Annotated in this window: 23 protein-coding genes; 14 read left to right on the forward strand and 9 right to left on the reverse strand. The window is 74.6% G+C overall.

Annotation, left to right across the window (positions count from 1 at the left end; genetic code table 11):
• The first annotated feature begins 3 nt into the window (after nt 1-3).
• From ACFVQZ_RS06950 to ACFVQZ_RS06985, 8 genes are all read left to right on the forward strand, one after another.
• Nucleotides 4-987, forward strand: a complete 984-nt coding sequence (locus tag ACFVQZ_RS06950) for a carbohydrate kinase family protein (RefSeq protein WP_383620222.1) — start codon at nt 4-6, stop codon at nt 985-987.
• Nucleotides 984-4,439, forward strand: a complete 3,456-nt coding sequence (metH, locus tag ACFVQZ_RS06955; RefSeq protein WP_383620225.1) for a methionine synthase — start codon at nt 984-986, stop codon at nt 4,437-4,439. Before ACFVQZ_RS06950 ends, metH begins: the two co-directional genes overlap by 4 nt.
• On the forward strand, nt 4,436-5,299 hold the full coding sequence (metF, locus tag ACFVQZ_RS06960; RefSeq protein WP_383620227.1) for a methylenetetrahydrofolate reductase [NAD(P)H]: 864 nt from the start codon (nt 4,436-4,438) through the stop codon (nt 5,297-5,299). The genes metH and metF overlap by 4 nt, the downstream gene beginning before the upstream one ends.
• Nucleotides 5,292-6,686, forward strand: a complete 1,395-nt coding sequence (gene ahcY, locus ACFVQZ_RS06965; protein ID WP_383620230.1) for an adenosylhomocysteinase — start codon at nt 5,292-5,294, stop codon at nt 6,684-6,686. Before metF ends, ahcY begins: the two co-directional genes overlap by 8 nt.
• A 6-nt stretch (nt 6,687-6,692) precedes the next feature.
• On the forward strand, nt 6,693-7,352 hold the full coding sequence (locus ACFVQZ_RS06970) for a maleylpyruvate isomerase family mycothiol-dependent enzyme (RefSeq protein WP_030498450.1): 660 nt from the start codon (nt 6,693-6,695) through the stop codon (nt 7,350-7,352).
• A gap of 69 nt (nt 7,353-7,421) precedes the next feature.
• Nucleotides 7,422-7,733, forward strand: a complete 312-nt coding sequence (locus ACFVQZ_RS06975) for a DUF2087 domain-containing protein (protein WP_383620233.1) — start codon at nt 7,422-7,424, stop codon at nt 7,731-7,733.
• Nucleotides 7,730-8,341, forward strand: coding sequence for a LysE family transporter (locus tag ACFVQZ_RS06980; protein ID WP_383620236.1), 612 nt, complete (start codon nt 7,730-7,732; stop codon nt 8,339-8,341). The genes ACFVQZ_RS06975 and ACFVQZ_RS06980 overlap by 4 nt, the downstream gene beginning before the upstream one ends.
• Before the next feature lie 149 nt (nt 8,342-8,490).
• Complete coding sequence (locus ACFVQZ_RS06985) at nt 8,491-9,114, forward strand: histidine phosphatase family protein (RefSeq protein WP_383620238.1); 624 nt, start codon at nt 8,491-8,493, stop codon at nt 9,112-9,114.
• Between the two features lie 4 nt (nt 9,115-9,118).
• Here ACFVQZ_RS06985 and ACFVQZ_RS06990 read toward each other — a convergent pair whose 3' ends face one another.
• Nucleotides 9,119-9,862: a PIG-L deacetylase family protein gene (locus ACFVQZ_RS06990; RefSeq protein WP_030498446.1), complete on the reverse strand. Its 744-nt coding sequence runs from the start codon at nt 9,860-9,862 to the stop codon at nt 9,119-9,121.
• Nucleotides 9,863-10,008: 146 nt separating this feature from the next.
• Between ACFVQZ_RS06990 and asnB the strand changes: the two genes are divergently transcribed.
• The 6 genes from asnB to ACFVQZ_RS07020 all read left to right on the forward strand — a co-directional run bounded on the left by asnB (nt 10,009) and on the right by ACFVQZ_RS07020 (nt 16,997).
• A complete protein-coding gene (gene asnB, locus ACFVQZ_RS06995; protein WP_383620241.1) occupies nt 10,009-11,817 on the forward strand; it encodes an asparagine synthase (glutamine-hydrolyzing) in 1,809 nt (602 codons plus the stop codon).
• Entirely contained in the window at nt 11,804-12,655 is an 852-nt protein-coding gene (locus ACFVQZ_RS07000) for a hypothetical protein (protein WP_051788491.1), read from the forward strand. The genes asnB and ACFVQZ_RS07000 overlap by 14 nt, the downstream gene beginning before the upstream one ends.
• Before the next feature lie 97 nt (nt 12,656-12,752).
• Nucleotides 12,753-13,499 (forward strand): SDR family oxidoreductase, encoded by a 747-nt coding sequence (locus ACFVQZ_RS07005; protein ID WP_030498443.1) that lies wholly within the window; start codon nt 12,753-12,755, stop codon nt 13,497-13,499.
• Between the two features lie 35 nt (nt 13,500-13,534).
• Nucleotides 13,535-15,100 (forward strand): class I tRNA ligase family protein, encoded by a 1,566-nt coding sequence (locus tag ACFVQZ_RS07010; RefSeq protein WP_030498442.1) that lies wholly within the window; start codon nt 13,535-13,537, stop codon nt 15,098-15,100.
• A gap of 148 nt (nt 15,101-15,248) precedes the next feature.
• Nucleotides 15,249-16,568 carry a D-inositol-3-phosphate glycosyltransferase gene (gene mshA / locus ACFVQZ_RS07015; protein WP_383620455.1) on the forward strand — a complete coding sequence of 440 codons (1,320 nt, stop codon included), beginning with the start codon at nt 15,249-15,251 and terminating at the stop codon, nt 16,566-16,568.
• A 225-nt stretch (nt 16,569-16,793) separates the two neighbouring features.
• Nucleotides 16,794-16,997, forward strand: coding sequence for a hypothetical protein (locus ACFVQZ_RS07020; RefSeq protein ID WP_030498440.1), 204 nt, complete (start codon nt 16,794-16,796; stop codon nt 16,995-16,997).
• 135 nt (nt 16,998-17,132) lie between these two features.
• Here ACFVQZ_RS07020 and ACFVQZ_RS07025 read toward each other — a convergent pair whose 3' ends face one another.
• From ACFVQZ_RS07025 to ACFVQZ_RS07060, 8 genes are all read right to left on the reverse strand, one after another.
• Complete coding sequence (locus ACFVQZ_RS07025) at nt 17,133-18,185, reverse strand: LuxR C-terminal-related transcriptional regulator (RefSeq protein WP_030498439.1); 1,053 nt, start codon at nt 18,183-18,185, stop codon at nt 17,133-17,135.
• Nucleotides 18,186-18,236: 51 nt separating this feature from the next.
• Complete coding sequence (locus ACFVQZ_RS07030) at nt 18,237-19,277, reverse strand: LuxR C-terminal-related transcriptional regulator (protein ID WP_383620245.1); 1,041 nt, start codon at nt 19,275-19,277, stop codon at nt 18,237-18,239.
• Nucleotides 19,278-19,394: 117 nt separating this feature from the next.
• The gene (locus ACFVQZ_RS07035; RefSeq protein ID WP_051788489.1) at nt 19,395-19,820 is read right to left on the reverse strand and encodes a Fur family transcriptional regulator; all 426 of its coding nucleotides are present in this window, start codon (nt 19,818-19,820) and stop codon (nt 19,395-19,397) included.
• Nucleotides 19,821-19,904: 84 nt separating this feature from the next.
• On the reverse strand, nt 19,905-20,798 hold the full coding sequence (locus ACFVQZ_RS07040; RefSeq protein WP_051788488.1) for a class I SAM-dependent methyltransferase: 894 nt from the start codon (nt 20,796-20,798) through the stop codon (nt 19,905-19,907).
• 184 nt (nt 20,799-20,982) lie between these two features.
• Complete coding sequence (locus tag ACFVQZ_RS07045; RefSeq protein WP_030498435.1) at nt 20,983-21,462, reverse strand: GNAT family N-acetyltransferase; 480 nt, start codon at nt 21,460-21,462, stop codon at nt 20,983-20,985.
• Nucleotides 21,463-21,601: 139 nt separating this feature from the next.
• Nucleotides 21,602-22,513 (reverse strand): M56 family metallopeptidase, encoded by a 912-nt coding sequence (locus ACFVQZ_RS07050; RefSeq protein WP_030498434.1) that lies wholly within the window; start codon nt 22,511-22,513, stop codon nt 21,602-21,604.
• Nucleotides 22,510-22,932 (reverse strand): BlaI/MecI/CopY family transcriptional regulator, encoded by a 423-nt coding sequence (locus ACFVQZ_RS07055; RefSeq protein WP_051788496.1) that lies wholly within the window; start codon nt 22,930-22,932, stop codon nt 22,510-22,512. Before ACFVQZ_RS07055 ends, ACFVQZ_RS07050 begins: the two co-directional genes overlap by 4 nt.
• Before the next feature lie 170 nt (nt 22,933-23,102).
• Nucleotides 23,103-23,384, reverse strand: coding sequence for a metal-sensitive transcriptional regulator (locus tag ACFVQZ_RS07060; protein ID WP_030498432.1), 282 nt, complete (start codon nt 23,382-23,384; stop codon nt 23,103-23,105).
• Between the last annotated feature and the right edge of the window lie 17 nt (nt 23,385-23,401).

Consider the following 23,401-nt stretch of genomic DNA (forward strand, 5'->3'; position numbering starts at 1 on the left):
GTCATGCGGATCGCTGTCACGGGCTCCATCGCGACCGACCATCTGATGACCTTTCCCGGACTGTTCGGCGAGCAGCTGCTCGCCGACCGGCTCGACCGGGTCTCCCTGTCGTTCCTCGCCGACAACCTGGAGGTCAGGCGCGGCGGCGTGGCAGCGAACATCGCCTTCGGCCTGGGCGTGCTCGGGCTGCGGCCCGTCCTCGTGGGCGCGGTCGGCGCCGACTTCGAGCCGTACCGGGTGTGGCTGAAGGACCACGGCGTCGACACCGACGCGGTGCGGGTCAGCGAGACCCTGCACACCGCCCGGTTCGTCTGTACCACCGACCGGGACCAGAACCAGATCGCCACCTTCTACGCGGGGGCGATGGCCGAGGCGCGCGCGATCGACCTCCGCGAGGTCGCCGCCCGCACCGGCCGGCTGGACCTGGTCCTGGTCTCCCCGGACGACCCCGGGGCGATGCTCCGGCACACCCGCGCCTGCCGCGCCCTCGGGATCCCGTTCGCCGCCGACCCGTCGCAGCAGCTCGCGCGGCTCGGCGGCGCCGAGGTGCGGGAGCTGGTGGACGGGGCCCGGTACCTGTTCACCAACGAGTACGAGACCGCCCTGCTGCTGGAGAAGACCGGCTGGACGGAGGCGGAGGTGCTGCGCCGGGCAGCCACCTGGGTCACCACCCACGGCGAGGCGGGGGTGCGGATCCGGGCCGCCGGCCGCGCGCCGCTGGCCGTCCCCGCCGTCCCCGTCCCGGCCGTGGCCGACCCGACGGGCGTCGGCGACGGCTTCCGGGCCGGTTTCCTCGCCGCGACCCTGTGGGGCGTGCCCGAGCGGTACGCGGCCCGGCTGGGCTGCGCCGTCGCGGCGACCGTCCTCGGCGCGGTCGGCACGCAGGAGTACGCGCTCCGCCGCGAGCCGCTGCTCGACCGGATCCGGGCCGTGTACGGCGCCGGCAGCGCGGCGGCGCTGCTGCCGCACCTGAGGGGGCTGACGTGAGGCGTTCGCTGCGGGAGGAGTTCGCCCGGCGGGTCGTCGTCGCGGACGGCGCCATGGGCACCATGCTCCAGGCCGCCGATCCGACCCTGGACGACTTCACCGGCCTGGAGGGCTGCAACGAGATCCTGAACGTCACCCGGCCCGACCTGGTCGCGGCCGTCCACCGGGAGTACTTCGCGGCGGGCGTCGACTGCGTCGAGACCAACACCTTCGGCGCCAACCTGGCCGCGCTCGCCGAGTACGGCATCGAGGACCGCGTCCACGACCTGTCGGAGGCGGGCGCCCGGGTGGCCCGCGAGGTCGCCGACGCGTTCACCGCCGCCGACGGCCGGCCGCGCTGGGTCCTCGGCTCCATGGGCCCCGGCACCAAGCTGCCGACCCTCGGGCACGTCGGGTACGGGCCGCTGCGCGACGCGTACCAGCAGAACGCCGAGGGCCTGGTGTGCGGCGGTGCCGACGCGCTGCTCGTGGAGACCTCGCAGGACCTGCTCCAGACGAAGGCGGCCGTCGTCGGCGCCCGCCGCGCCCTCGACTGGACCGGCGTGGACCTCCCCGTCATCGTCCAGGTGACCGTGGAGACCACCGGCACCATGCTGCTCGGCTCGGAGATCGGCGCCGCGCTGACGGCGCTGGAGCCGCTGGGCATCGACATGATCGGCCTGAACTGCGCGACGGGCCCGGCGGAGATGGCCGAGCACCTGCGCCATCTGGCCCGGCACGCGCGCGTGCCGCTGTCCGTGATGCCCAACGCCGGCCTGCCGGTCCTCACCGCCGACGGCGCCCACTACCCGCTGAGCCCGGAGGAACTGGCGGACGCCCAGGAGGAGTTCGTCCGGACGTATGGGCCCGCGCTGGTCGGCGGCTGCTGCGGGACGACCCCCGCGCACCTGCGGGCGCTCGTGGAGCGGGTGCGGGGCGCGGCCGTCCTGGACCGCGCCCCCGCCGCCGAACCGGGCGCCGCGTCGCTGTACAGCCACGTGCCCTTCCGGCAGGACACCGCGTACCTGGCGATCGGGGAGCGGACGAACGCCAACGGGTCGAAGAAGTTCCGCGAGGCCATGCTGGACGGGCGGTGGGACGACTGCGTGGAGATGGCGCGGGACCAGATCCGCGAGGGCGCGCACCTGCTGGACCTGTGCGTGGACTACGTGGGCCGGGACGGCGTCGCCGACATGGAGGAGCTGGCGGGCCGGTTCGCGACGGCGTCGACCCTGCCGATCGTGCTGGACTCCACCGAGGTGGACGTGCTGCGGGCCGGCCTGGAGAAGCTGGGCGGCCGGGCGGTCGTCAACTCGGTGAACTACGAGGACGGCGACGGACCGGAGTCCCGCTTCGCGAAGGTCGCGGCGCTGGCCCGCGAGCACGGCGCCGCGCTGATGGCGCTGACCATCGACGAGGAGGGGCAGGCCCGGACGGCGGAGAAGAAGGTAGAGATCGCGGAGCGCCTGATCGCCGACCTCACCGGCACCTGGGGCTTCCGCGACTCCGACCTCCTCATCGACACGCTGACCTTCACCATCTGCACCGGTCAGGAGGAGTCCCGGAAGGACGGCATCGCGACGATCGAGGCCATCCGGGAGCTGAAGCGCCGGCATCCGGACGTGCAGACGACCCTCGGTCTGTCGAACATCTCCTTCGGCCTCAACCCGGCCGCCCGGCTCGTCCTGAACTCGGTGTTCCTGGACGAGTGCGTGAAGGCCGGCCTGGACTCGGCGATCGTGCACGCGTCGAAGATCCTGCCGATCGCCCGGCTGGAACCCGAGCAGGTCGAGGTGGCGCTCGACCTCATCCACGACCGCCGGCGGGAGGGCTACGACCCGCTCCAGCGGCTCCTGGAGCTGTTCGAGGGCGCCACCACCCAGTCCCTCAGGGCCGGGAAGGCGGAGGAGCTGGCGGCGCTGCCGCTGGAGGAGCGGCTGAAGCGGCGGATCGTCGACGGCGAGAAGAACGGCCTGGAGGCCGACCTCGACGCGGCCCTGGAGGTCCGGTCCGCGCTGGAGATCGTCAACGAGGTGCTGCTCGACGGCATGAAGACGGTCGGGGAGCTGTTCGGGTCCGGGCAGATGCAGCTGCCGTTCGTGCTCCAGTCCGCCGAGGTCATGAAGACCGCGGTGGCGCACCTGGAGCCGCACATGGAGAAGGCGGACGCGGCCGGCAAGGGCACCATCGTGCTCGCCACCGTCCGCGGCGACGTCCACGACATCGGCAAGAACCTCGTGGACATCATCCTGTCCAACAACGGCTACGACGTCGTCAACATCGGCATCAAGCAGCCCGTCTCCGCGATCCTCGAAGCCGCCGAGGAACACAACGCCGACGTGATCGGCATGTCCGGCCTCCTCGTGAAGTCCACCGTGATCATGAAGGAGAACCTGGAGGAGCTGAACGCCCGCGGCCTCGCCGCCAGGTATCCGGTGATCCTCGGCGGCGCCGCCCTCACCCGGGCCTACGTCGAACAGGACCTCCACGAGCTGTACGACGGCGAGGTCCGCTACGCCCGCGACGCCTTCGAGGGCCTGCGGCTCATGGACGCGCTGATGGCGGTGAAGCGGGGCGTCCCCGGCGCCGCCCTGCCGCCGCTCAAGCAGCGCCGGGTGCCCAAGCGGGAGACCCCCCTGGAGGTGCGCGAGCCCGAACCGGCCGGCCGCTCCGACGTGGCCGCCGACAACCCCGTACCCGAACCGCCCTTCCTCGGCACCAGGGTCGTCACCGGCGTCCCGCTCGCCGACTTCGCCCCCTGGCTCGACGAGACGGCGCTCTTCAAGGGCCAGTGGGGGCTCAAGGACTCCGGGACGATCGAGGCGGAGGGCCGGCCCCGGCTGCGCGCCCTCCTCGACCGGATCGCGCGCGAGGACCTGGTGGAGGCGGCCGTCGTGTACGGCTGGTTCCCCTGCGTGTCCAAGGGCGACGACCTGATCGTCCTGGACGAGGACGGAGGCGAGCGGACCCGCTTCACCTTCCCCCGCCAGCAGCGGGGCCGCCGCCTCTGCCTCGCCGACTTCCACCGCGCCGAGGACTCCGGCGAGGTCGACGTCGTCGCCCTCCAGGTCGTCACCGTCGGCTCGCGGATCGGGGAGGAGACCGCCCGGCTCTTCGCCGCCGACGCCTACCGCGACTACCTCGAACTCCACGGCCTGTCCGTGCAGCTCGCCGAAGCCCTCGCCGAGTACTGGCACGCGCGCGTGCGCCAGGAGTGGGGGATCGCCGCGGCCGACCCGGCCGGCCTCGACGGCATGCTGCGCACCGAGTACCAGGGCTGCCGCTACTCCCTCGGCTACCCGGCCTGCCCCGACCTGGAGGACCGCGCCAAGATCGCCGCGCTCCTGCGGCCGGAGCGGATCGGGGTGCACCTCTCCGAGGAGTTCCAGCTCCACCCCGAGCAGTCCACCGACGCGATCGTCGTCCACCACCCGGAGGCGAGCTACTTCAACGCGGGAGGCCGGCGCCTGTGAACCCCACCTTCTCCTTCGAGTTCTTCCCGCCGAGGACCGACCGCGGCGAGCAGACCCTGTGGGACGCGATCCGGCGCGTGGAGGCCCTGAAGCCGGACTTCGTCTCCGTCACGTACGGGGCGGGCGGCTCGTCCCGCGACCGGACCGTCGAGGTCACGAAGCGGATCGTCACCGAGACCACCCTGCGGCCCGTCGCCCACCTGACGGCCGTCGGGCACTCGGTCGCCGAGCTGCGGGCCATCATCGGCGCCTACGCGGACGCCGGGGTGCGGGACGTGCTCGTGCTGCGCGGCGACCCGCCGGGCGACCCGCGCGGGCCGTGGACGCCGCACCCGCAGGGCTTCACGTACGCCTGGGAACTGGTCGAACTCGTGCGCTCGCTGGGCGACTTCAGGATCGGCGTGGCCGCCTTCCCGGAAGGCCACCCGAGGTCCGACGACCCGCGGACCGACCTCGCGCACTTCGTCGCCAAGTGCCGGGCGGGCGCCGACTACGCCATCACGCAGATGTTCTTCGACCCGGAGGACTACCTGCGGCTGCGCGACCGGGTCGCCGCCGCCGGCTGCGACACCCCGATCATCCCGGAGATCATGCCGGCCACCGACGTCCGCCAGATCCGCCGCTTCGCGGAACTGAGCGACGCCGCCTTCCCCGAGGACCTGGCGCACCGCCTGGAGGCGGCTAAGGACGACCCGGCCGCCGCGTACCGCACCGGCGTCGAGCACGCCACGGCGATGGGCCTGCGGCTCCTCGACGAGGGCGCGCCGGGCCTGCACTACATCACCCTCAACAAGTCGACGGCCGCCCTGGAAATCCACCGGACCATCCTCAGCGCAAGGAGAGTTGCCGCTCATGTCTGACTTCACCGACTTCAAGGTCGCCGACATCGGCCTCGCGGACTTCGGCCGCAAGGAGATCACCCTGGCCGAGCACGAGATGCCCGGCCTGATGGCGATCCGCCGCGAGTACGCCGAGCAGCGGCCGCTCGCCGGCGCCCGCATCACCGGCTCCCTGCACATGACCGTGCAGACGGCCGTCCTCATCGAGACGCTGGTCGCGCTCGGCGCCGAGGTCCGCTGGGTGTCCTGCAACATCTACTCCACCCAGGACCACGCCGCCGCCGCGATCGCCGCCGCCGGCATCCCCGTCTTCGCCTGGAAGGGCGAGACCCTGGAGGAGTACTGGTGGTGCACCGAGCAGGCCCTCACCTGGCCCGGCGCCGACGGCCCCAACATGATCCTGGACGACGGCGGCGACGCCACCCTCCTCGTCCACAAGGGTGTGGAGTACCGCAAGGCCGGCGTCCTGCCGGAGGCCGCCAACGACGAACTGGCCGTCGTCCGCGCCCTGCTGGAGAACAGCCCGCTGGACTGGCCGGCCCTCGCCGCCGGCATCCGCGGCGTCACCGAGGAGACCACCACCGGCGTCCACCGCCTCTACGAGATGCACCGCGCGGGACAGCTCCTCTTCCCCGCGATCAACGTGAACGACGCCGTGACCAAGTCGAAGTTCGACAACAAGTACGGCTGCCGGCACTCCCTCATCGACGGCATCAACCGCGCCACCGACGTTCTCATCGGTGGCAAGACGGCCGTGGTCTGCGGCTACGGCGACGTCGGCAAGGGCTGCGCCGAATCCCTGCGCGGCCAGGGCGCCCGCGTCATCGTCACCGAGATCGACCCGATCTGCGCCCTCCAGGCCGCGATGGACGGCTACCAGGTGACCACCCTGGACGAGGTCGTGGAGACCGCCGACATCTTCATCACCACCACCGGCAACAAGGACATCATCATGGCGTCCGACATCGCCCGCATGAAGCACCAGGCGATCGTCGGCAACATCGGCCACTTCGACAACGAGATCGACATGGCCGGCCTCGCCGCCGTCCCCGGCATCGTCAAGGACGAGGTCAAGCCGCAGGTCCACACCTGGACGTTCCCCGACGGCAAGGTCGTCCTCGTCCTGTCCGAGGGCCGGCTGCTCAACCTCGGCAACGCGACCGGCCACCCGTCCTTCGTGATGTCGAACTCCTTCGCCGACCAGACCCTCGCCCAGATCGAGCTCTTCACCAAGCCCGAGCAGTACCCCGTCGACGTGTACACCCTCCCGAAGCACCTGGACGAGAAGGTCGCCCGCCTCCACCTCGACGCCCTCGGCGTCAAACTCACCGTCCTCAGCGACGACCAGGCCGCCTACCTCGGCGTCCCCGTCGACGGCCCGTACAAGCCCGACCACTACCGCTACTGACCCCGCATGTGTACCGAACGCGACCCGTGGCTCCCCGACCGGCTCCTGCGCACGGAACGGGACCTGCTGATGCCGCTGCTGCGCCGCACCCCCGAGGAGGCGTACGAGCTCCGCACCGCCTGCCCCGGCTGGACCGCCCGCCAGGTCCTCGCGCACTGCGCGGCGGCGCTGGTCCGGATCGTGGAGGGCCGGCTGGAGGAGGGCGTCTTCCTGCCGGAGGCCAACGCCCGGGACGTCGCCGAACGGGAGGACTGGCCGCTCGGCCGGATCCTCGACGAGCTGGAACGGGGCATGACCGAGGCGGGCCCGGTGATCGCCGGGCACGAGGACGGGCGGCTCGACGCCGTCGCCCTCGGCGAGTGGGTGCACGCCGGGGACGTGCGGGAGGCGTTCGGCGAACCCGGCGCCTACTGCGGCGACGCCCTGGCCCTCGCCCTGCCGCTGCTGTCCGTCACCAGCCGCCGCCGGGAGACGCCCCGCCTGGTCGGCCGGCTCACCGGCCACCCGGAGGAGGTGTCCCTCGGCAACGCGATCGAGGGACGCCCCCCGGCCGTCTTCCACGGCGACGCCGCGACCCTCATCCGCATCTACGCGGGCCGCCCGCTGGTCCGCACCCGGTACGCCCTCACCGGCGCCACCGAACAGGAACTGCTCATCTACCGCTGAACGGTGGCAACGGGCCGGCCGCCCGAAAACCCTTTGCGGGGCGGGAAGCGGGGCCGCCACCCTTCCCCCATGAGCAGTCATCCCTCCCCCCGGCCCGTCGCGGAGCTGTTCTCCGCCGACGGCCGCCTCCTCGCGATCCCGCGCCGCCCGGCCCGCCGGGCGGCGCTCCTCGCCCACCTCGCCGACACCCTCTTCACGCCCGGCCGCGTCTACCGCGAGGCCGAGGTCAACGAGGCGCTGAAGACCGTCCACGACGACTACCCGGCGCTCCGCCGCCACCTGGTCGTCGCCGGGCTGCTCGCCCGGACGAAGGACGGCGCGGCCTACCACCGACAGCAGACCGGCCCGGCCACCGGAGGCGCGATCCCCGCCGTCGCGTGACCGGCGCGGTGGTGGCCGGCCTGCTGGCCGGCTACGGCATCGCGATCCCGGTGGGCGCCGTCGGCGCGCACCTGGTGGCGGTCGCGGCCCGCAGCCCGTGGCGTACGGGGGCGGGCGCGGCGCTCGGCGTCGCGGCGGCCGACGGGCTGTACGCCCTGGTGGCGGTTGCCGGCGGGGCGGCGCTGGTGCCGCTCCTCGCGCCGGTGGCGGCGCCGCTGCGGTGGGTGTCGGCGGGCGTCCTGCTGGCCCTCGCGGCGGCCTCGGCCCGTACCGCGCTCCGCGCCCACCGGGCCGGCGCCCCGCCGGACGCGCGGCCGGTGACGGCCCCGCGCCGGGCGTTCTGGACCTTCCTCGGGATCACCGTCCTGAACCCGGTGACGGTCGTCTACTTCACGGCCCTCGTCCTCGGCGGGCACGCCACGACGGGGCCGGCGGAGGCGGCCGTGTTCGTCGCGGCGGCGTTCGCGGCCTCGGCGAGCTGGCAGCTGCTGCTGGCGTCCGCCGGCACCCTCCTCGGCCGCGCCCTGACGGGCGCCCGCGCCCGGCTCCTCACGGGCCTGGCGTCGAGCGCCCTGATCGCCCTGCTCGCCGTCGGGACGGTGACCTAGTACGGCTGGACCCGCACGTGTGCGGCGCCCGGGACGCCGGCCTGCAGCAGCTCATCCTCCCCGGGGCGCGGCGCCGGACGGGAACCGGAGCCGGTCCCGCCGCCGTCCTCGCCGGGGTCACGACGTACCCGAACGGAAGGCGCCCGCCCATGACCGGCACGGCCACCCGCCACCTCTACCTCACCCGGCACGCCGAGGCCACGCCCGACGAGTCCGGGCTGTCGGAGCGGGGCCGCCGCCAGGCCGCGCTGCTCGGCGACCGGCTCCGGGGCGCTCCGCTGACCGCCGTCCACCACGGGCCGCTCGCCCGGGCGGCGGAGACGGCGCGGCTGGTCGGCGCGCGGCTCGACGGCGTTCCGGTCGGGGTCCGCGAGGAGGCCGGGGACTACGTCCCGTACCGGCCCGCCCGGGAGGAGCTGCCGGCGGACGCGGCCGGCGCGATGCTCGGGTTCCTGGAGCGGTTCCCGGCGGAGGAGGTCGCGCGGGGCGCGGAGCTGGCCGCCGCGGCGGTCGCGCGCTTCACGGGGCCCGTCGCCGGGGACGAGCCCGTCCACGAACTGGTCGTGACGCACACCTTCCTGATCGGGTGGCTGGTGCGGGCGGCGATGGACGCGCCGCCGTGGCGGTGGATGGGCCTCAACCACGCGAACGCCGGTCTGACGGTGATCCGTTACGCCCCCGGCCGCCCCGCCGCCGTCCTGCTCTTCAACGACACCGGCCACCTTCCCGCGCCGCTGCGCTGGACGGGCCTGCCGTCGGCGGACCACGTCTGAGCCGTCAGTCGATGTGGACGATCTGGAACGCCTCCGCCATGCGCCCCGGCGGCAGGCCGGCCGCCGTGGCGTGCTCCGACAGCCAGGTGCGCAGCAGGCCCGCGAGGTCGTCGAAGTGGGCGGTCTGCGAGGTGTGGATGCGCAGGGCCTCGACCTTGCGGTCGAAGACGGACGTGACGTCGACGTACTGGTTCGGGGTGGGGCCGGTCATGAGCCACAGCTCGTGCACGATCCACGGTTCCAGGCCCTCGTCGCGCAGGAGCGCGGGGTGGGCGAAGGGGTTGCGGGCCTCGGGGTAGACCGCGCGCAGGCAGGCGTCGCCGACGGCGCGGTGGTCGGGGTGGAGGTCGGCGACCCGGGCCCAGTTGATCTCGGGGGACGGGATGATGATCCGCTGCGGCCGGACCTGCCGGATGACCCGGCACAGGTCGCGGCGGAGGTCGACGGTGGGCTCGACGAAGCTGTCCGGGTAGCCGAGGAAGCGGACGTCGGCGACGCCGCTCAGCTTCGCCGAGTGGACCTGTTCGGCGCGGCGCAGGTCCGCCATCGCCTGCCGGGGGAGCATCGGGTCGTATCCGCCGGCGCCGCCGTCGGTGACGATGCAGTACGTGACGCGGGTGCCGCGCTCGATCCACAGCATGACGGTGCCGCTGACGCAGAACTCGATGTCGTCCGGGTGCGCGGCCACCACCAGCAGTGATTCCGGCGCGCTGCGGAAGGTCGGGGGGTCGGTCGCGAAGTCCTCCATGGCTCAAGCCTGTTGGGGGCCCGGGGGCGTCGCAAGGCCAACCCGTGGCGTGAACAGGACATGGCACTTACGCGCCATTCAAAAAATTGGTAGATTCAAATCAATGAACGTCCTGCCTGGATGACGACGACACGGAGGCGACCGGCATGTGCAGGATCCTCGGCTCCCTCGCCGCCGGGGCGGACCGCCCCGACCCGGCCGCGCTCGCATCGGCCTCGGCGCGCCAGCGCCACGGCGGCCCCGACGAACACCGCGTGCTCAGCGGCCCCGGCTGGTCCCTCGGCTGCGACCGGCTCGCCGTCACCGACCCGCGCGGCGGACACCAGCCCTACCGGCTGCCCCACCTCCCCGGCGTCCTCGCCGTCCTCAACGGCGAGATCTACAACCACGCCGAACTGCGCCGGACCCTCGCCGCCCGCGGCCACCGCTTCCCCGACCGCTGCGACGGCACCGTCCTGCCCGCCCTCTACGCCGAGTACGGGCCCGCCTTCGCCGAACACCTCGACGGCATGTTCGCCGTCGCCGTCCTCGACCTGCGGCCCGGCCGCACCCAGCTCGTCCTCGCCGTCGACGACATGGGCATGAAGCCGCTCCACCTGCACCACGACCCCGAGGACGGCTCCACCCGCTTCGCCTCCGAGATCCCCGCGCTCCTCGCCTTCGGCGGCGTCCGGTTCCGCCCGCGCGAGGACTCCCTCGACACCGTCCTCGCCACCCGGACGTCCTTCACCACCGGCACCGCCCTCGACGGCGTCAGCGTCCTCCCGCCCGGCGCCACCGCGCTGATCCGGCCCGGCGCCGCGCCCGTCGTCCGCCGCCGCGGCCCCCACCGGGCCGCCCCCGTCGGCGACACCCAGGACGTGCTGCGCCGCGAGGTCCGCCGGCTCGCCGACGCCGACGTGCCGGTCTGCGCCGTCACCAGCGGCGGCCTCGACTCCGGCCTCGTCACCGCCCTCGCCGCCGAACACGCCCGCGAGACCGACGCGCCGCCGCTGCACACCTTCCACCTCACCTACCGCGGCACCTGGCCCGGCTCCGAGGCCGCCCACGCCCGCGCCGTCGCCCGCCGTGCCCGCACCGTCCACCACGAGATCGCCCTCGACCCCGACGAACTGCCCTCCCTCCTCACTCGCACCGTCCGCCACCTCGGCCAGCCCAACGCCGACCCCATCACCCTCTCCACCTACGCCCTCTTCCGCGCCGTCCGCCACAGCGGCTTCACCGTCGCCCTCACCGGCGACGGCGCCGACGAACTCTTCGGCGGCTACGACCGGATGGCGGCGGCCCTCGCCGCACCGCCCGGCACCGACTGGGCCGCCGCCTACACCGACGCGCTCGCCGCCGCCCCCCGCCTCCTCCGCGAGCACCTGTACACCGCCCAGTACCGCGCCCACATCGCCGACACCGGCTCCGCCGCCGACCGCGTCGAGCAGGAACTCCGCTCCGCCGAAGCCGTCGGCGCCGACCGCGTCACCGCCATGACCGCCCTGGAGACGCGCTGGCGGCTGCCCGCCTACCACCTGCGGCGCGTCGACCACCTCGCCATGGCCTGGGCCGTCGAGACCCGGCTGCCGTTCTGCCAGCCGGCCGTCGTCACCCACGCCCGGTCCCTGCCCGCCTCCGCCCGCACCGGCAAACGCGCCCTGTACGAGGCCGGCGCCGAACTGCTCCCCGCCGCCGTCCTGCGCCGCCCCAAACAGCCCTTCACCCTCCCCGTCGAGGCGATGATCGCGCCCGGCGGCCCGCTCCTCGACACCGTCCGCGAACTCCTCTCCCCGGCCCGGCTCGTCCTCGGCGGCAAACTCCGCGCCGACCGCGTCGCCCGCCTCCTCGCCCGCCAGCTGGAGCGCCCCAACCGCGCCGACGCCCAGGCCCTGTGGGCCCTCGCCGTCCACGAACTGTGGACCGACGTGGTCCGCGCGATGCGGGTCCCGGCCGACTGTGCGGCGGCCTGACCCCCCGCCGCCCTCCGGGCTCCTCGTCCGGGCCCACGACGCGCCCGGCGCGACCCTGGTCGTCCGGGTGGGGCCCGGCGACGGCGGCGTCCTCGGGCTCGGCCGGGAACTGGCCCGGCTCGACCCCCGGTGGCGGAAGATCGCCTTCTACGGCGAGGACCGCGACGGCACCCTGCGCTACCGCTTCGTCCAGGCCCTGCCCGGCGGCCGGTTCGACTTCCGCGCCGGGTGCGGGCACTCGCTGCTCGCCTGCGTCGTCGCCGCGGGCCGCCCCGGACCGGTGACCGTCCGCGCGCTCACCACCGGCGACACCGTCCTGTGCGAACCGGAGCCGGACGGCGGCGCGTACACCCTGCACTTCCTCCGCCCGCCCGACGCCCCCGGCACCCTCCCCACCGGCCGCCCCCGCGACCGCCTCCTCGGCGTGCCCGCCAGCCTTGTCGCGTACGGCAACCCCTACGTCTTCGTCGAGGCCCGCCGGGTCCGCGGCCACGCCCACCTGCTCGCCCTGCGCGCCGAGGCCGCCCGGCTCCTCGGGCACCCGCCGCACTCCGCCCTCCCGAAGATCGCCACCGTCGACGCCACGTCCGCCGGACTCGCCGTCCGCGCGCTCACCGTCGGCGGCTGGCACCCGCGGCTCGCCCTGACCGGCGCGGCGGCCCTCGCCGCCGCCGGGGCGCTGCCCGGCACCGTCGTCCCGCCCGTCCGGGGCCCGGTCCGCACCCCCGGCGGCACCGTCACCGTCTCCGCCCGCCCCGACCGGGTCAGCGTCCACCACAAACGGGCGACCGTGCTGCGCGCCTGCCCGCTGCCGTGGCGCATCCACGCAACGGCGTGAACGCGCAGCCCGTTCACCCGCCTCGGCGCGCGCACCCTCTGCCACGCTGAAAAGGACCGGCCATTGGAAGCCGTATCCGTGGGGAGAGCAGACGCACATGAAATTCGAGAATCTGCGTGTCGTCGTGACCGGCGCGTCCCGCTACTTCGGCCGCGCGCTCGCCGTCGGATTCGCCCACCTCGGCGCCGAGGTCTACGTGTCGGCGCGGACGGTGGAGGCGGCGGAGCGGACCCGCGCCGAGGTGCTGGGCTCGGCCCGCGACCGCATCCACGCCTTCGGCTGCGACCTCAGCCGGCCCGCCGAGATCCGCGAGTTCGCCTCCCGCGTCGGCGAACACACCGACCGCGTCGACCTGTTGGTGAACAACGGCGCCCGCTGGCTCGACGCCATGGACCTGGAGGCCACCAGCGACGCCGAGATCGTGGAGACCATCGAGTCCACGGCCGGCGGCACGGTCCTCATGGTCAAGCACTTCCTGCCGCTGCTGCGCGGCTCGCTGCGGCCCGACATCGTCAACATGGTGGCCGTGCGGGACGCCGAGGGCGCCTCCGCGACCGCCGCCGGCGGCGCGCACGAGGCGTTCTGGGCGGCGAAGAGCGCGCAGGCCGGCTTCGCGGACATCCTGGCCCGCCGGCTGCGCCCCTCCGGCGTGCGGGTCTTCTCCCTCTTCCCGCCGGACTTCTCGACCGCCGACCCGCGCTTCGCCGAGTGGGACGGCACAGACCCGAGCGGCGCCGCCGCCGACGACAAGCTCACCACCCAGGCGCTCTTCGAGTGCATCGTCTACGCCGTCGAGCAGCCCCGCGACTGCTTCATCCGCTCCTTCCACTTCGAGCCCCGCTGAATCACCCCTTTCGCGCCGACGCTCAGGAGGCTTCCGTGAGCACCCCCGTCTGGATCACCGCGACCCCGCCCGCCACCCACGGCGAGCTGCACATCGGCCACCTCGCGGGGCCGTACGTGGCCGCCGACGTCCTGACCAGATACCTGCGGGCCGAGGGCGAGCCGGTCCGCTTCACCACCGGCACCGCCGACCACGCGAGCTCCGTCGAGGTCCGGGCGCTGCGGCTCGGCCGCAAGCCGGAGGAGGTCGCGGAGGGCTACCGGGCCGCGATCACCGCCGACTGGCTGCGCTCCGGCGTCGCCTTCGACCACATCGTCCGCCCGCGCCGCGACAAGGGGTACGCCCGCTGGGTGCGGGAGCTGTTCGCCCGCCTGTACGCGGACGGCGTCATCGCCCCGCGCACCCGCCTGCTGCCGTACTGCGAGCCGTGCGACCGCTGGCTGTACGGGGCGCACGCCACCGGCTCCTGCCCGCACTGCGGCGCGGCCAGCGACGGCGGGATGTGCCACGAGTGCGCCCGGCCCAACGACGGCGGCGACCTCATCGGGGCGCGCTGCGCGCTCTGCGGCACCGCGGCGACGGCCCGCCGCTGCCGCCGGCTGTACATCCCGCTGGAGCCGTTCCGGGAGACGCTGGCCGAGTACTGGGCGGCGGCCGGGCTGCCGCCGAGGCTGGCGGCGCTGTGCGAGTCGCTGGTGGAGGACGGGCTGCCGGACATCGCGGTCGGGCACCCGGCCGAGTGGGGCCTGGAGGTGCCCGTGGAGGGCTTCCCGGACCACCGGATCGACGGCTGCTTCGAGGTCGCGGCCATGCACCTGTTCGGGCACGACGCCGAGGGGCCGCTGCCGGCCCGCGCCATCCACTTCTGCGGCTTCGGGCACTCCTTCTGCCACGCGGTGCTGCTGCCGGTGCTGCTGCTCGCGCAGGGCGTGAAACTGCCGCAGGACTTCAACGTCAACGAGTCGTTCGTGATCGAGGAGGGGGTGCGGGAGGGCAACGCGTGGGCGCTGGACCTGCTCACCGAGTACGGCTCCGACACGCTGCGCCGGCACGTCCTCCAGGCCCGCCCGCTGGGCCGCCGCACCGTCTTCCGGCGGGAGCTGCTGGCCACCGCCCGGCGCGAGCTGGACGACAACTGGAACAGCTGGCTGTCCCGGCTCTTCGCGGCGGTCCGCGAGGAGTGCGACGGGCGCGCCCCGCAGGCCCTGCCCGGCGGCACCGGCTGGGAGGTGCTGGAGCGGCGGCTGCACCGGGCGGTGGACGACCTGCGCGAGGCGTACGGCCCCGACGCCTTCGACCCGCGGCGGGCGGTCGCCGTCCTCGACGAGATGGTCCGCTCGGCGGCCGACTTCGGGTACGTCAACGCGCACGAGCGCTGCCGTCCCGTCACCGCCTGCCGCCACCTGCCCGCGCTGGCCGCGCAGCTGGCGGTGGCGTCGGCGCTGACGGCGTGGGCACGGCCGGTGATGCCGGAGGGCGCGGACCGGCTGGCGGCGGCGCTGCGGGTGGAGCCGGGGCGGGCGGTGGACTGGCACGCGCTGATCCCGCCGCTGCCGGGCACCCGGCTCGCCCCGCCGTCGGGCCCGGTCTTCGGCTTCTGAGCCCCGCACCCCCACCCGTACTTCTAAGCCACTAAGAAGTCCGATACAGGAAACCGTCCTTCACCCCCGCCGCGTGGTCCCGGCGCGACACGCGCGGGGGCGCGCGGCTCCCCCACCTGAGGAGCCCTTCGTGTCCCTGCGCGTCGCCATGCTCAGCGTCCACACCTCCCCGCTCCACCAGCCCGGAACGGGGGACGCCGGCGGCATGAACGTCTACATGGTCGAACTCTCCCGGGCACTCGCCGGACAGGGCGTGGAGGTGGACCTGTTCACCCGCTGCCAGGACGCCGGCGAGCCCCGGTCCGCGGACCTGGCGCCCGGGGTGCGGGTCCGGCACGTGGTGGCGGGCCCGCGCCGGCCGGTGGCGAAGGAGGCGGTGCCGGACCTGGTGCTGCCCTTCGCGCTGGGCCTGCTGCGCGAGCCCGGCCGGTACGACCTGGTCCACTCGCACTACTGGCTCTCCGGGCAGGCGGGCGGCATCGCCGCCTTCGGCTGGGGCACCCCGCTGGTGCACACCGCGCACACCCTGGCCCTGGTGAAGAACGCGCATCTGGCCGCCGGCGACGCACCCGAGCCGCCCGCCCGGATCCTCGGCGAGCGGCGGCTGGCGGCGGAGGCCGACCGGCTGATCGCCAACACGGCGGACGAGGCCGAGGCGCTGCGGAGCCTGTACGAGGCGGACCCGGACCGCACCGAGGTGGTCCGCCCGGGCGTGGACCTGCGGACCTTCGCGCCCGGGCCGGGGCCGGACGCGGGGCGGGCGGCGGCGCGGGCGCGGCTCGGCCTCCCGGCGGACGCGTTCGTGCCGCTGTACGCGGGCCGGATCCAGCCGCTGAAGGGGCCGGACGTGCTGGTGCGGGCGGTGGCCGAGCTGCTGCGGATGGCGCCGGGGCTGCGGGAGCGGCTGCTGGTGCCGGTGATCGGCGGGCACTCGGGGGCGGGGGAGCAGGGCGCGGTGGCGCGGCTGGCGGCGGAGTTGGGCGTGACGGATGTGCTGCGGCCGTGTCCGCCGGTGCCGCAGGCGCGGCTCGCGGAGTGGTTCCGGGCGGCGGACGTGCTGGTGGTGCCGTCGCGGAGCGAGTCGTTCGGGCTGGTGGCGGCGGAGGCGCAGGCGTGCGGGACGCCGGTGCTGGCGGCGGCGGTGGGCGGGCTGCCGACGGCGGTGTGGGAGGGGGTGACGGGGCTGCTCGTCCGGGGTCACGATCCGGTGGAGTACGCCCGCCGGCTGCTGTGGCTGGCGGCGAACCCGCGGGCGCGGGCGACGATGGGCGTGGCGGCGGCCGGGCACGCGCGGGGGATGAGCTGGCGGGGGGCCGCGGCGCGGACGGTGGAGGTGTACGAGTCGGCGCTCGCCGGGCCGGGACGGGGTGACGCGCCGGTGGCACGGGTGGGGCAAGGGCGGCGGCACGCCCCTGCCCCGGCGGCCCCTCTCTCCTGGAGGAACGAGAAGGCCGTAGCACGAGTCTAGCATCTCTTTTGGTTCGACCAAAGGTTAGGAGCGCTACGGACCAGCCAATTCCGTTGCGGTGAAGGCCGATTGACGCACTCACGCCATGGCAGGTCCACGCATCGGAGAACTCTGGATCCGCCAACGGCGCCTCGCCAGAATGGAGTTGTTCTCAGGGAGGCCCGGCGGCACGGGCCCCCGGGAACGGGAATCAGCACATTCGCCCTGACGACTCCTGGAGGAATCATGTCCGTCGAGCAGAACTCCGGAATGCAGAAGACCGTCCGCCAGTTCCTGGTCGCCCTCACCGCCTGTCTCGCCGTCGCCGGCGCCGCGGTCTACGCGGTCACCCCCGGCGGCACCCCGGAAACCCCGGTCCAGCACGCCGGCGTCACCGTCGACTGGCCGCACACCACGGCCACCGCCACCCCCGCCCCGCCGGTGAACTGAACCGGCGGAAAGGCGAACCCCCGGAAAACCGGAGCGCGGCACATCCGGCCGCGATTCCCGAAAGCCCCGTGATCGGCCTGCCACGATCACGGGGCTTTCCCGTGCCCGCGAATCATGCGGCGCCGGCCGGGGAATTCAGTCCAGCCAGCCGAGCCGAACCGCGCGCACCCCGGCCTCGAATCGCGTCGACGCGCCCAATTCCTGCATGAGTTCCGAGAGCATCCGGCTCACCGTGCGCAGCGAGACCCCCAGGTTCCGCGCGATCTTCTCGTCCTTCATGCCGTCCGCGAGCATCTGGAGCGCCGCCCGCTGCTGCTCCGACAGGCCGTCGCCGCCCCGCTCGGGCGCCACGTCGTCGCCGTACGGGGTGGCGGTGTGCCAGCAGTGCTCGTACAGGCTCAGGAAGGAGCCGACCAGCAGCGGGCCGCGGGCCAGGATCGCGCCCCGGCCGGGCTCCTCGGGGTGCAGCGGCACCATGGCGTACTGCTGGTCGACCAGGATCATCGTCATGGGCAGCTCGGTCGCGATCCGCACCTCGACGCCCAGCTCGGCGCGGCGCTTCAGGACGGCCGCCGCCTCCGGCCGGACCGCGTCCTGGGTGCGGTAGACCGCGCGGATCCGGACGCCCTGCGCGAGCTTGCGCGCGTCCCGCTCGAAGATCCGCTCGGGGACCTGGCGGGCCGGTCCGGTGGGGTACATCGAGCAGGACGCCTCCTGGGTGACGTCGACGATGTCCTCCAGGGCCTGCTGGATCCGCCGGTAGTCGGTGATCGTCTCGACGGCGATCTCGGAGCCGGCCAGGGTGCCGGGCCGCAGGAAGGTCCCGGCCAGCGTCTCCAGGGTGCCGTACGCCTGGTCGGCCTCGGCGAGGTGTTCGCGGAGCCGGGCCCGCTCCCGGTCCAGGATCCGCAGCAGCGCGATCTCCGGGTCCACCGAGGCGACCGCGTCCTCCTCGGGGCGCCAGTCCTCGTCGCGCAGGTCGGCGGCGGTGGCGTGCCGGCTGGTGGTCGGGACGATCAGGCCCAGCGAGAGCAGTTCGGCCCGACATCGCTCGTACTCCTCCGGCGCGAGACCTAACCCGGCGGCGACCTCCGTGTAGTTCGACACCCCGCGACGGCGCAGCTCCTGATAGAGCGCCACCAGCAGCCCGGTCCCGCCGCCCACCGTGCCGCCGCCCGTCGTGACCATGGCGAACTTCCCCCCTCGTCGTCGTGAGATCGACCGTCCCCAACCGTCAGGCTACGCGCTGTGCCCCGGCCCGCCGGGGTCGTCGGGACCGTTCTCGCCGTCCAGCAGGCCCAGCCGGGCCGCCTTCACGCCCGCCTCGAAGCGGCTGGCCGCGCCCAGTTCCTGCATCACCTCGGAGATGAGCCGGCTGACCGTGCGCAGCGACACCCCGAGGTTCCGGGCCACCTGCTCGTCCTTGATGCCGGAGGCGAGCATCCGCAGCGCGGCCCGCTGCTGCTCGGTCAGCCCGTCGCCGCCGTGCGCGCCGGCCTCCGGGTCGCCGTACGGGGTGGCGGCGCGCCAGCAGTACGCGTACAGCGCCCGGTAGGCGCGGACCAGGCCCGGGCCGCGGGCCAGGATCGCGGGGGAGCCGGGGTCGCGCGGGTCGGTGGGCAGCAGCGCGAAGGACTCGTCGGCCAGCACCATGTTCATGGGGACGACGGGGGAGAGCCGGATCTCGGTGCCGAGCGCGGTGCGGGCGGCGAGGTGCTGGTCCATCTCGGGGACCTGGCCGACCCGGTGGCTGTACATGGCCTGGACGCGGACCCCGCGGGCCACCCGCTCCCGGTCCCGGTCCAGCTCCAGGGCCATCTCCTCGCGGCGGACCGAGCCGGTGGCCATGGTGTGGACGGAGCTCCGGGCCGTCTTCGTCAGGTCGGCGAGCGCGCGGCGGATCCGTTCCGGGTCGTCGACGATCTCCACCTCGACCTCGGAGCCCGGTTCGGTCCCGGCCCGCAGGAACGGTCCGGCCAGGGTCTCCAGGGCGGTGTGGGCGCGGCTGGTCTCGGCGAGCCGGCTCTCCAGCCGGTCCCGCTCGTGCCGCAGCAGCCCCAGCAGGGCCACGTCGGGCGCGACGACCGCGGGTGCCTCCGGCTCCGGTCCGACCAGGCCGAGGCCGGTCAACTCGGCGTGGGCCCGGTCCCGTTCGGCGTCGGTCAGCTGGACCGCGCGGGCCGCTTCGGCGAGCCCGGCGCCCGGGGCGGCGCGGAGCGCCTGGTAGAGGGCGAGGGCCTGCTCGCCTCCTGTACGTACTCCGGCGGCGTTCTTGGACACGGCGGCAGCGGACTCCCCTCGGATCGCGCGGATCCCGTCGACAAAACGCCCCGGCAGACCCTGCCACACATTCGAACGTTCCGCACGAGGTTCAGGGGCGGAGCGGTCCGGGCGGGATCAGGCGGACTCTTCCGCGCAATCGGGGCACAGCCCCTTGAAGACCAGCTCGGTCTCGGCGGTCCGCCAGCCCGGCAGGCTGCCGCGCGGCGGCGCGGGCGCGGGCGCCGCCACATTCTCCACCCGGCCGCACCGCACGCAGAGCGCGTGCTGGTGCCGGGGGCCCGAGATCTCGAAGACGGCCGGGAGCCCCGGCCGGTCGAACTTCGCGACCAGGCCGGTCTCCTGGAAGTGGCGCAGCATCTCGTAGACGGCCTGGCTGGTGAGCGTGCCCAGCCGCTCGCGGGCGGTGGCGGTGATCGCCTCGACGTCGAGGTGGCCGCCGGCGGCGAGCACCGAAAGGACCTCCAGGCGCGGCCCGGTGACCCGCAGGCCCACGTCCCGCAGGCGCTGGATCACCGCCTCGCGGCCCGTCAGCTCTTCCACGACTGCCCTCTCGCCCATCTGGTCCGCCCAAACGTTTGAGGGCATCGTACCTCTTGCCCGCCCGCCCCGACAGGCGGCCGCCGGTCAGTCGTCCGTACGGCAGACCAGCAGCACCGACTCCGTGCGGTCGTCGATCCGCTGCCGCCGCCGGCCCTCGATGTGCAGCCCCGCCGCGTGCAGTTCGGCCGCCAGCCGGTCCTGGTCCACGATCCACTTGTCGGTGGTCAGCACCGTCCGCTCCGACGCCAGCTTCCCGGTCCTCGTCGCGTAGTACGTGACCCGCTCGCTCATCGCCCCCAGGTCGAAGTCCTGCCGCGCCACCACCCACTCGTCGATCCCGTCGAACCGCGGCACCTGGAACGCCCAGGTCCGGCGCGGCTCCGCGACCAGACCCGGCCACCGGTGCGCCGTGTAGTCCAGGGCCAGCGCCCCGCCCGCCTCCAGGTGGTCCGCGACCTCCCGCAGCAGCCCCGGCCGGCGGGCCGGCGGGACCGCCGACACCATCGCGCCCGCCAGCAGCGCCAGCCGGTAACTCCCGCGCAGCCGCAGCCGGGTGAGGTCCGCCCGGTGCGTCACCACCAGACCGGCCACCTGCGGGCCGATCCGGCGGGCCCAGGCGTCGAGGCGCTCCAGTGCGGAGGCGTCCCGGTCCACGGCCTCCACGGCGAAGCCGTGCCGGGCGAACGGGACGGCGAGCCGTCCCGCGCCGGAGCCGAGGTCCAGGACGGGTCCGCCGGTGGAGCGGGCGAGGCCCAGGTACCGGACGATGTCCGCGCTGTGCGGGCCGAGCAGCGCGTCGTGCAGCCACACCGACCCCTCGTCCATCGCGGCGACGGACTCCAGGCCGGGCAGCGCGTCGGCGGCGATCCGCACCCCCGCCGCCGGGGAGGGGGCCCGCTCCCGGTCGTATCGGGACGGCAGGACCGGCGCGAGCGCTGCGGGCACGGCGGGCAGGGAAGTGCCGCTCGGGGTGTGCATCGCTCCTCCAGGGGCTCGCTCGGTCCATGCCGTCCGGACGAGGCGCCCGTGCCGCCGGGTCCCCGCCGCTGCACCCATCCTGACCTGCGCCGCACCCCCCGATCCACCGGATCGGGCTGCGTGAACACGCGATGGCGTGCATCCGCCACGCCCCCTCGGGGGGCGCACCAGGGCGGACGGCGGTTCAGACCGCGCGGCCCCAGCGGGTCGGGCCGATCTCCGCGAAGCCCCGCTTCCGGTAGAAGGGGAGCGCCGGGTCCGCCGGGACCGGCAGCTGGACGCGCTGCTCGCGCGCCGCGTAGCCGCGGACGCGGTCGGTGGCCGCCGCGAGCAGGGCCGTACCGACGCCGCGGCGGCGCGCGGACTCCTCGACCGCCAGCGCGTACAGCTCGCCCTCGCCCGGCACCGGCACCCCGCAGGCGGCGGCGCCGACCAGCCGGCCCTCCGGGTTCTCCGCGACCAGCCAGCCGAGCCAGCCGGGCGCGCCTCCCGGAATTTCGATTTCCGCGCGTATCCGCGGCAGCGCGCATTGGGTGGAGATCAGCCGGCGCAGCGGGATTTCCTCCAGCATTCCGGCATAGCTGCTCCGGATCGCGTCGGCGAGCAGCCGGGATATCGGAGTCGCGTCGCCGGCCGCTGCCGTACGGACGCCAGCGAGCTGCATTGGATCTGTACCCTTCGCCGTGCCGAGCGCCGTGGTGAGCCGGAGTGCCAACATACCCACAATAGCGACGGATTCCCGTTCGCGTGACCGATGCGAAATCTACGAATTCACTTAGTAAATACGGGAGTTGGTCCGGACATCAGGCGGGAAAGGAACAACAGGCGACGACGAGCGGAGCCATCGCGAGAGCCGCCGCGCCGATCGTCAGCAGCCCGCGCAGCACGGGGTGTCCGGCGCTGTGCGGGGTGAGGATCCGGCGCATCCGGAGCGCCGCCGAAGGACCGCCCGCGGCGAACGCGGCGCGCGGCGCGCGGCCGGCGGCGAGGGCGTAGAGCGCGGTGGCGAGCGCGTCGCGGGTGCAGCGGCGCAGCGCCCGGTCGTCGGCGGTCATCTCCAGCAGCAGCGGGACCGCCGTCGCGCCGTGCCGGGCGAGCGGCAGCCGCCGGAACACGGTGCCGAACGCCTCGGCGGCGGCGACGAGCAGGTGGTGCCGGCCGGCGATGTGCGCCCGCTCGTGCGCGAGGGCGGCGGCGAGCTGCGCGGGCGTGAGGGTGTCGACGGCGCCGGAGGAGACGACGACCCGGCGGATCCGGCCGGGCAGGCAGTAGACGGCGGGCCGGGCGTGGTCGAGGACGGTGGCGCGCAGCTCGGGGTCGTAGCGGCCGATCAGGCGCAGCACGTCCCCGTGCGCCCGGCGGGCGCGGCGGGCCCGGAGCAGGCCGCGGGCGAGCGCGGCGAGCGGCACGGCGAGGACGGCGGAGGCCGCCGCCAGTGCGGCGGCCTCCCGCCCGCGCAGCGCGAGCAGGTCGCCGGGGGCGGGGGGCCGGAGGGTGAGCACCATGTCGGTGAGGCGGTGGCTGGAGTCGTTCGGCAGCAGCAGCTGTGCGGCCAGCAGGGCGGTCGCGACCATGAAGACGGTGCCGCAGGCGGCCCAGACGGTGAGGGCGAGCCGGGGGGCCTGCTGGGCCCACCGGGCCCGGACGAGCAGCCAGGGGACGGCGAGCCCGGAGAGCAGCGCGAGGCCGAGGGGGACGAGGGCGTGGTGGTTCACGCGCCCCCTCCGCGGCGGTCCGCGCCCGGTGCCGAGCCGTCCCGGGCGGGGCCGCCGGGGCCCTCGCCGCGGGCGGCGCGGAGGGCCGCGTCGAGGGCTTCCACGTCCTCGTCGGAGATGGCCTCGACGAAGCGGAGGAGGGCGGCGGGGCGGTCGGGGCTGTCGCCGAGGGCGTCGCGCATGAGGCCGGCGGTGTACTCCTCGCGGCCCCGGACGGGTTCGTACAGCCAGGCGCGGCCCGCCTTCTCGCGGCGGAGCCAGCCCTTGCGGTGCAGGATGTCGGCCACGGTCATGACGGTGGTGTAGGCGACCCGGCGGTCGCGGTTGATGTCGTCGACGATCTCGCGGACGGTGGCGGGCCGCTGCCAGGCCCACAGCCGGTCCATGATCTCCGCCTCCAGCTCTCCCAGCCGGCGCACGTGCATCCCCTCCCCTCGCGGGCGGCTCATCGTACGGGTCGCACACCCGCCCGAGGTATACCCCCTGGGGGTAGCGTGGCGGGTTCGTGACGGCCCCGGACACGGCCGCCGCCCCCGTGCGGCGGCCCGCTGGCGCGGGCCCCTCGCACGGGGGCGGTGCCGGTACTCCGTCAGGTCCGGATCAGCCGGGCGATCGCCTTCGACGCCTCGCCCACCTTCACCTTCGCCTCGTCCCCGCCGGCCGCGATGGCCTCGGTGACGCAGCAGCTCAGGTGCTCGTCGAGGAGGGCGACCGCGCAGGACTGGAGGGCCGCGTTGATCGCGGAGACCTGTGTCAGGACGTCGATGCAGTAGGCGTCCTCGTCGACCATCCGCTGCACCCCCCGGACCTGTCCCTCGATCCGCCGGAGCCTTCTGATGATGTCTTCCTTGTGCTGTACGTAACCGGCCACGGCGGGCTCCCGTCAGG

Source organism: Streptomyces sp. NPDC057854 (assembly GCF_042797055.1).
Taxonomy (GTDB): domain Bacteria; phylum Actinomycetota; class Actinomycetes; order Streptomycetales; family Streptomycetaceae; genus Streptomyces.

Bases quoted from the DNA above. Each gene is read 5' to 3' on its own strand.
- ACFVQZ_RS06950 (WP_383620222.1), top strand. From the start codon at position 4: ATGCGGATCGCTGTCACGGGCTCCATCGCGACCGACCATCTGATGACC.
- ahcY (WP_383620230.1), top strand. From the start codon at position 5,292: ATGTCTGACTTCACCGACTTCAAGGTCGCCGACATCGGCCTCGCGGAC.
- ACFVQZ_RS06970 (WP_030498450.1), top strand. From the start codon at position 6,693: ATGTGTACCGAACGCGACCCGTGGCTCCCCGACCGGCTCCTGCGCACG.
- ACFVQZ_RS06975 (WP_383620233.1), top strand. From the start codon at position 7,422: ATGAGCAGTCATCCCTCCCCCCGGCCCGTCGCGGAGCTGTTCTCCGCC.
- ACFVQZ_RS06985 (WP_383620238.1), top strand. From the start codon at position 8,491: ATGACCGGCACGGCCACCCGCCACCTCTACCTCACCCGGCACGCCGAG.
- ACFVQZ_RS06990 (WP_030498446.1), bottom strand. From the start codon at position 9,862: ATGGAGGACTTCGCGACCGACCCCCCGACCTTCCGCAGCGCGCCGGAA.
- asnB (WP_383620241.1), top strand. From the start codon at position 10,009: ATGTGCAGGATCCTCGGCTCCCTCGCCGCCGGGGCGGACCGCCCCGAC.
- ACFVQZ_RS07005 (WP_030498443.1), top strand. From the start codon at position 12,753: ATGAAATTCGAGAATCTGCGTGTCGTCGTGACCGGCGCGTCCCGCTAC.
- mshA (WP_383620455.1), top strand. From the start codon at position 15,249: ATGCTCAGCGTCCACACCTCCCCGCTCCACCAGCCCGGAACGGGGGAC.
- ACFVQZ_RS07020 (WP_030498440.1), top strand. From the start codon at position 16,794: ATGTCCGTCGAGCAGAACTCCGGAATGCAGAAGACCGTCCGCCAGTTC.
- ACFVQZ_RS07025 (WP_030498439.1), bottom strand. From the start codon at position 18,185: ATGGTCACGACGGGCGGCGGCACGGTGGGCGGCGGGACCGGGCTGCTG.
- ACFVQZ_RS07040 (WP_051788488.1), bottom strand. From the start codon at position 20,798: ATGCACACCCCGAGCGGCACTTCCCTGCCCGCCGTGCCCGCAGCGCTC.
- ACFVQZ_RS07045 (WP_030498435.1), bottom strand. From the start codon at position 21,462: ATGCAGCTCGCTGGCGTCCGTACGGCAGCGGCCGGCGACGCGACTCCG.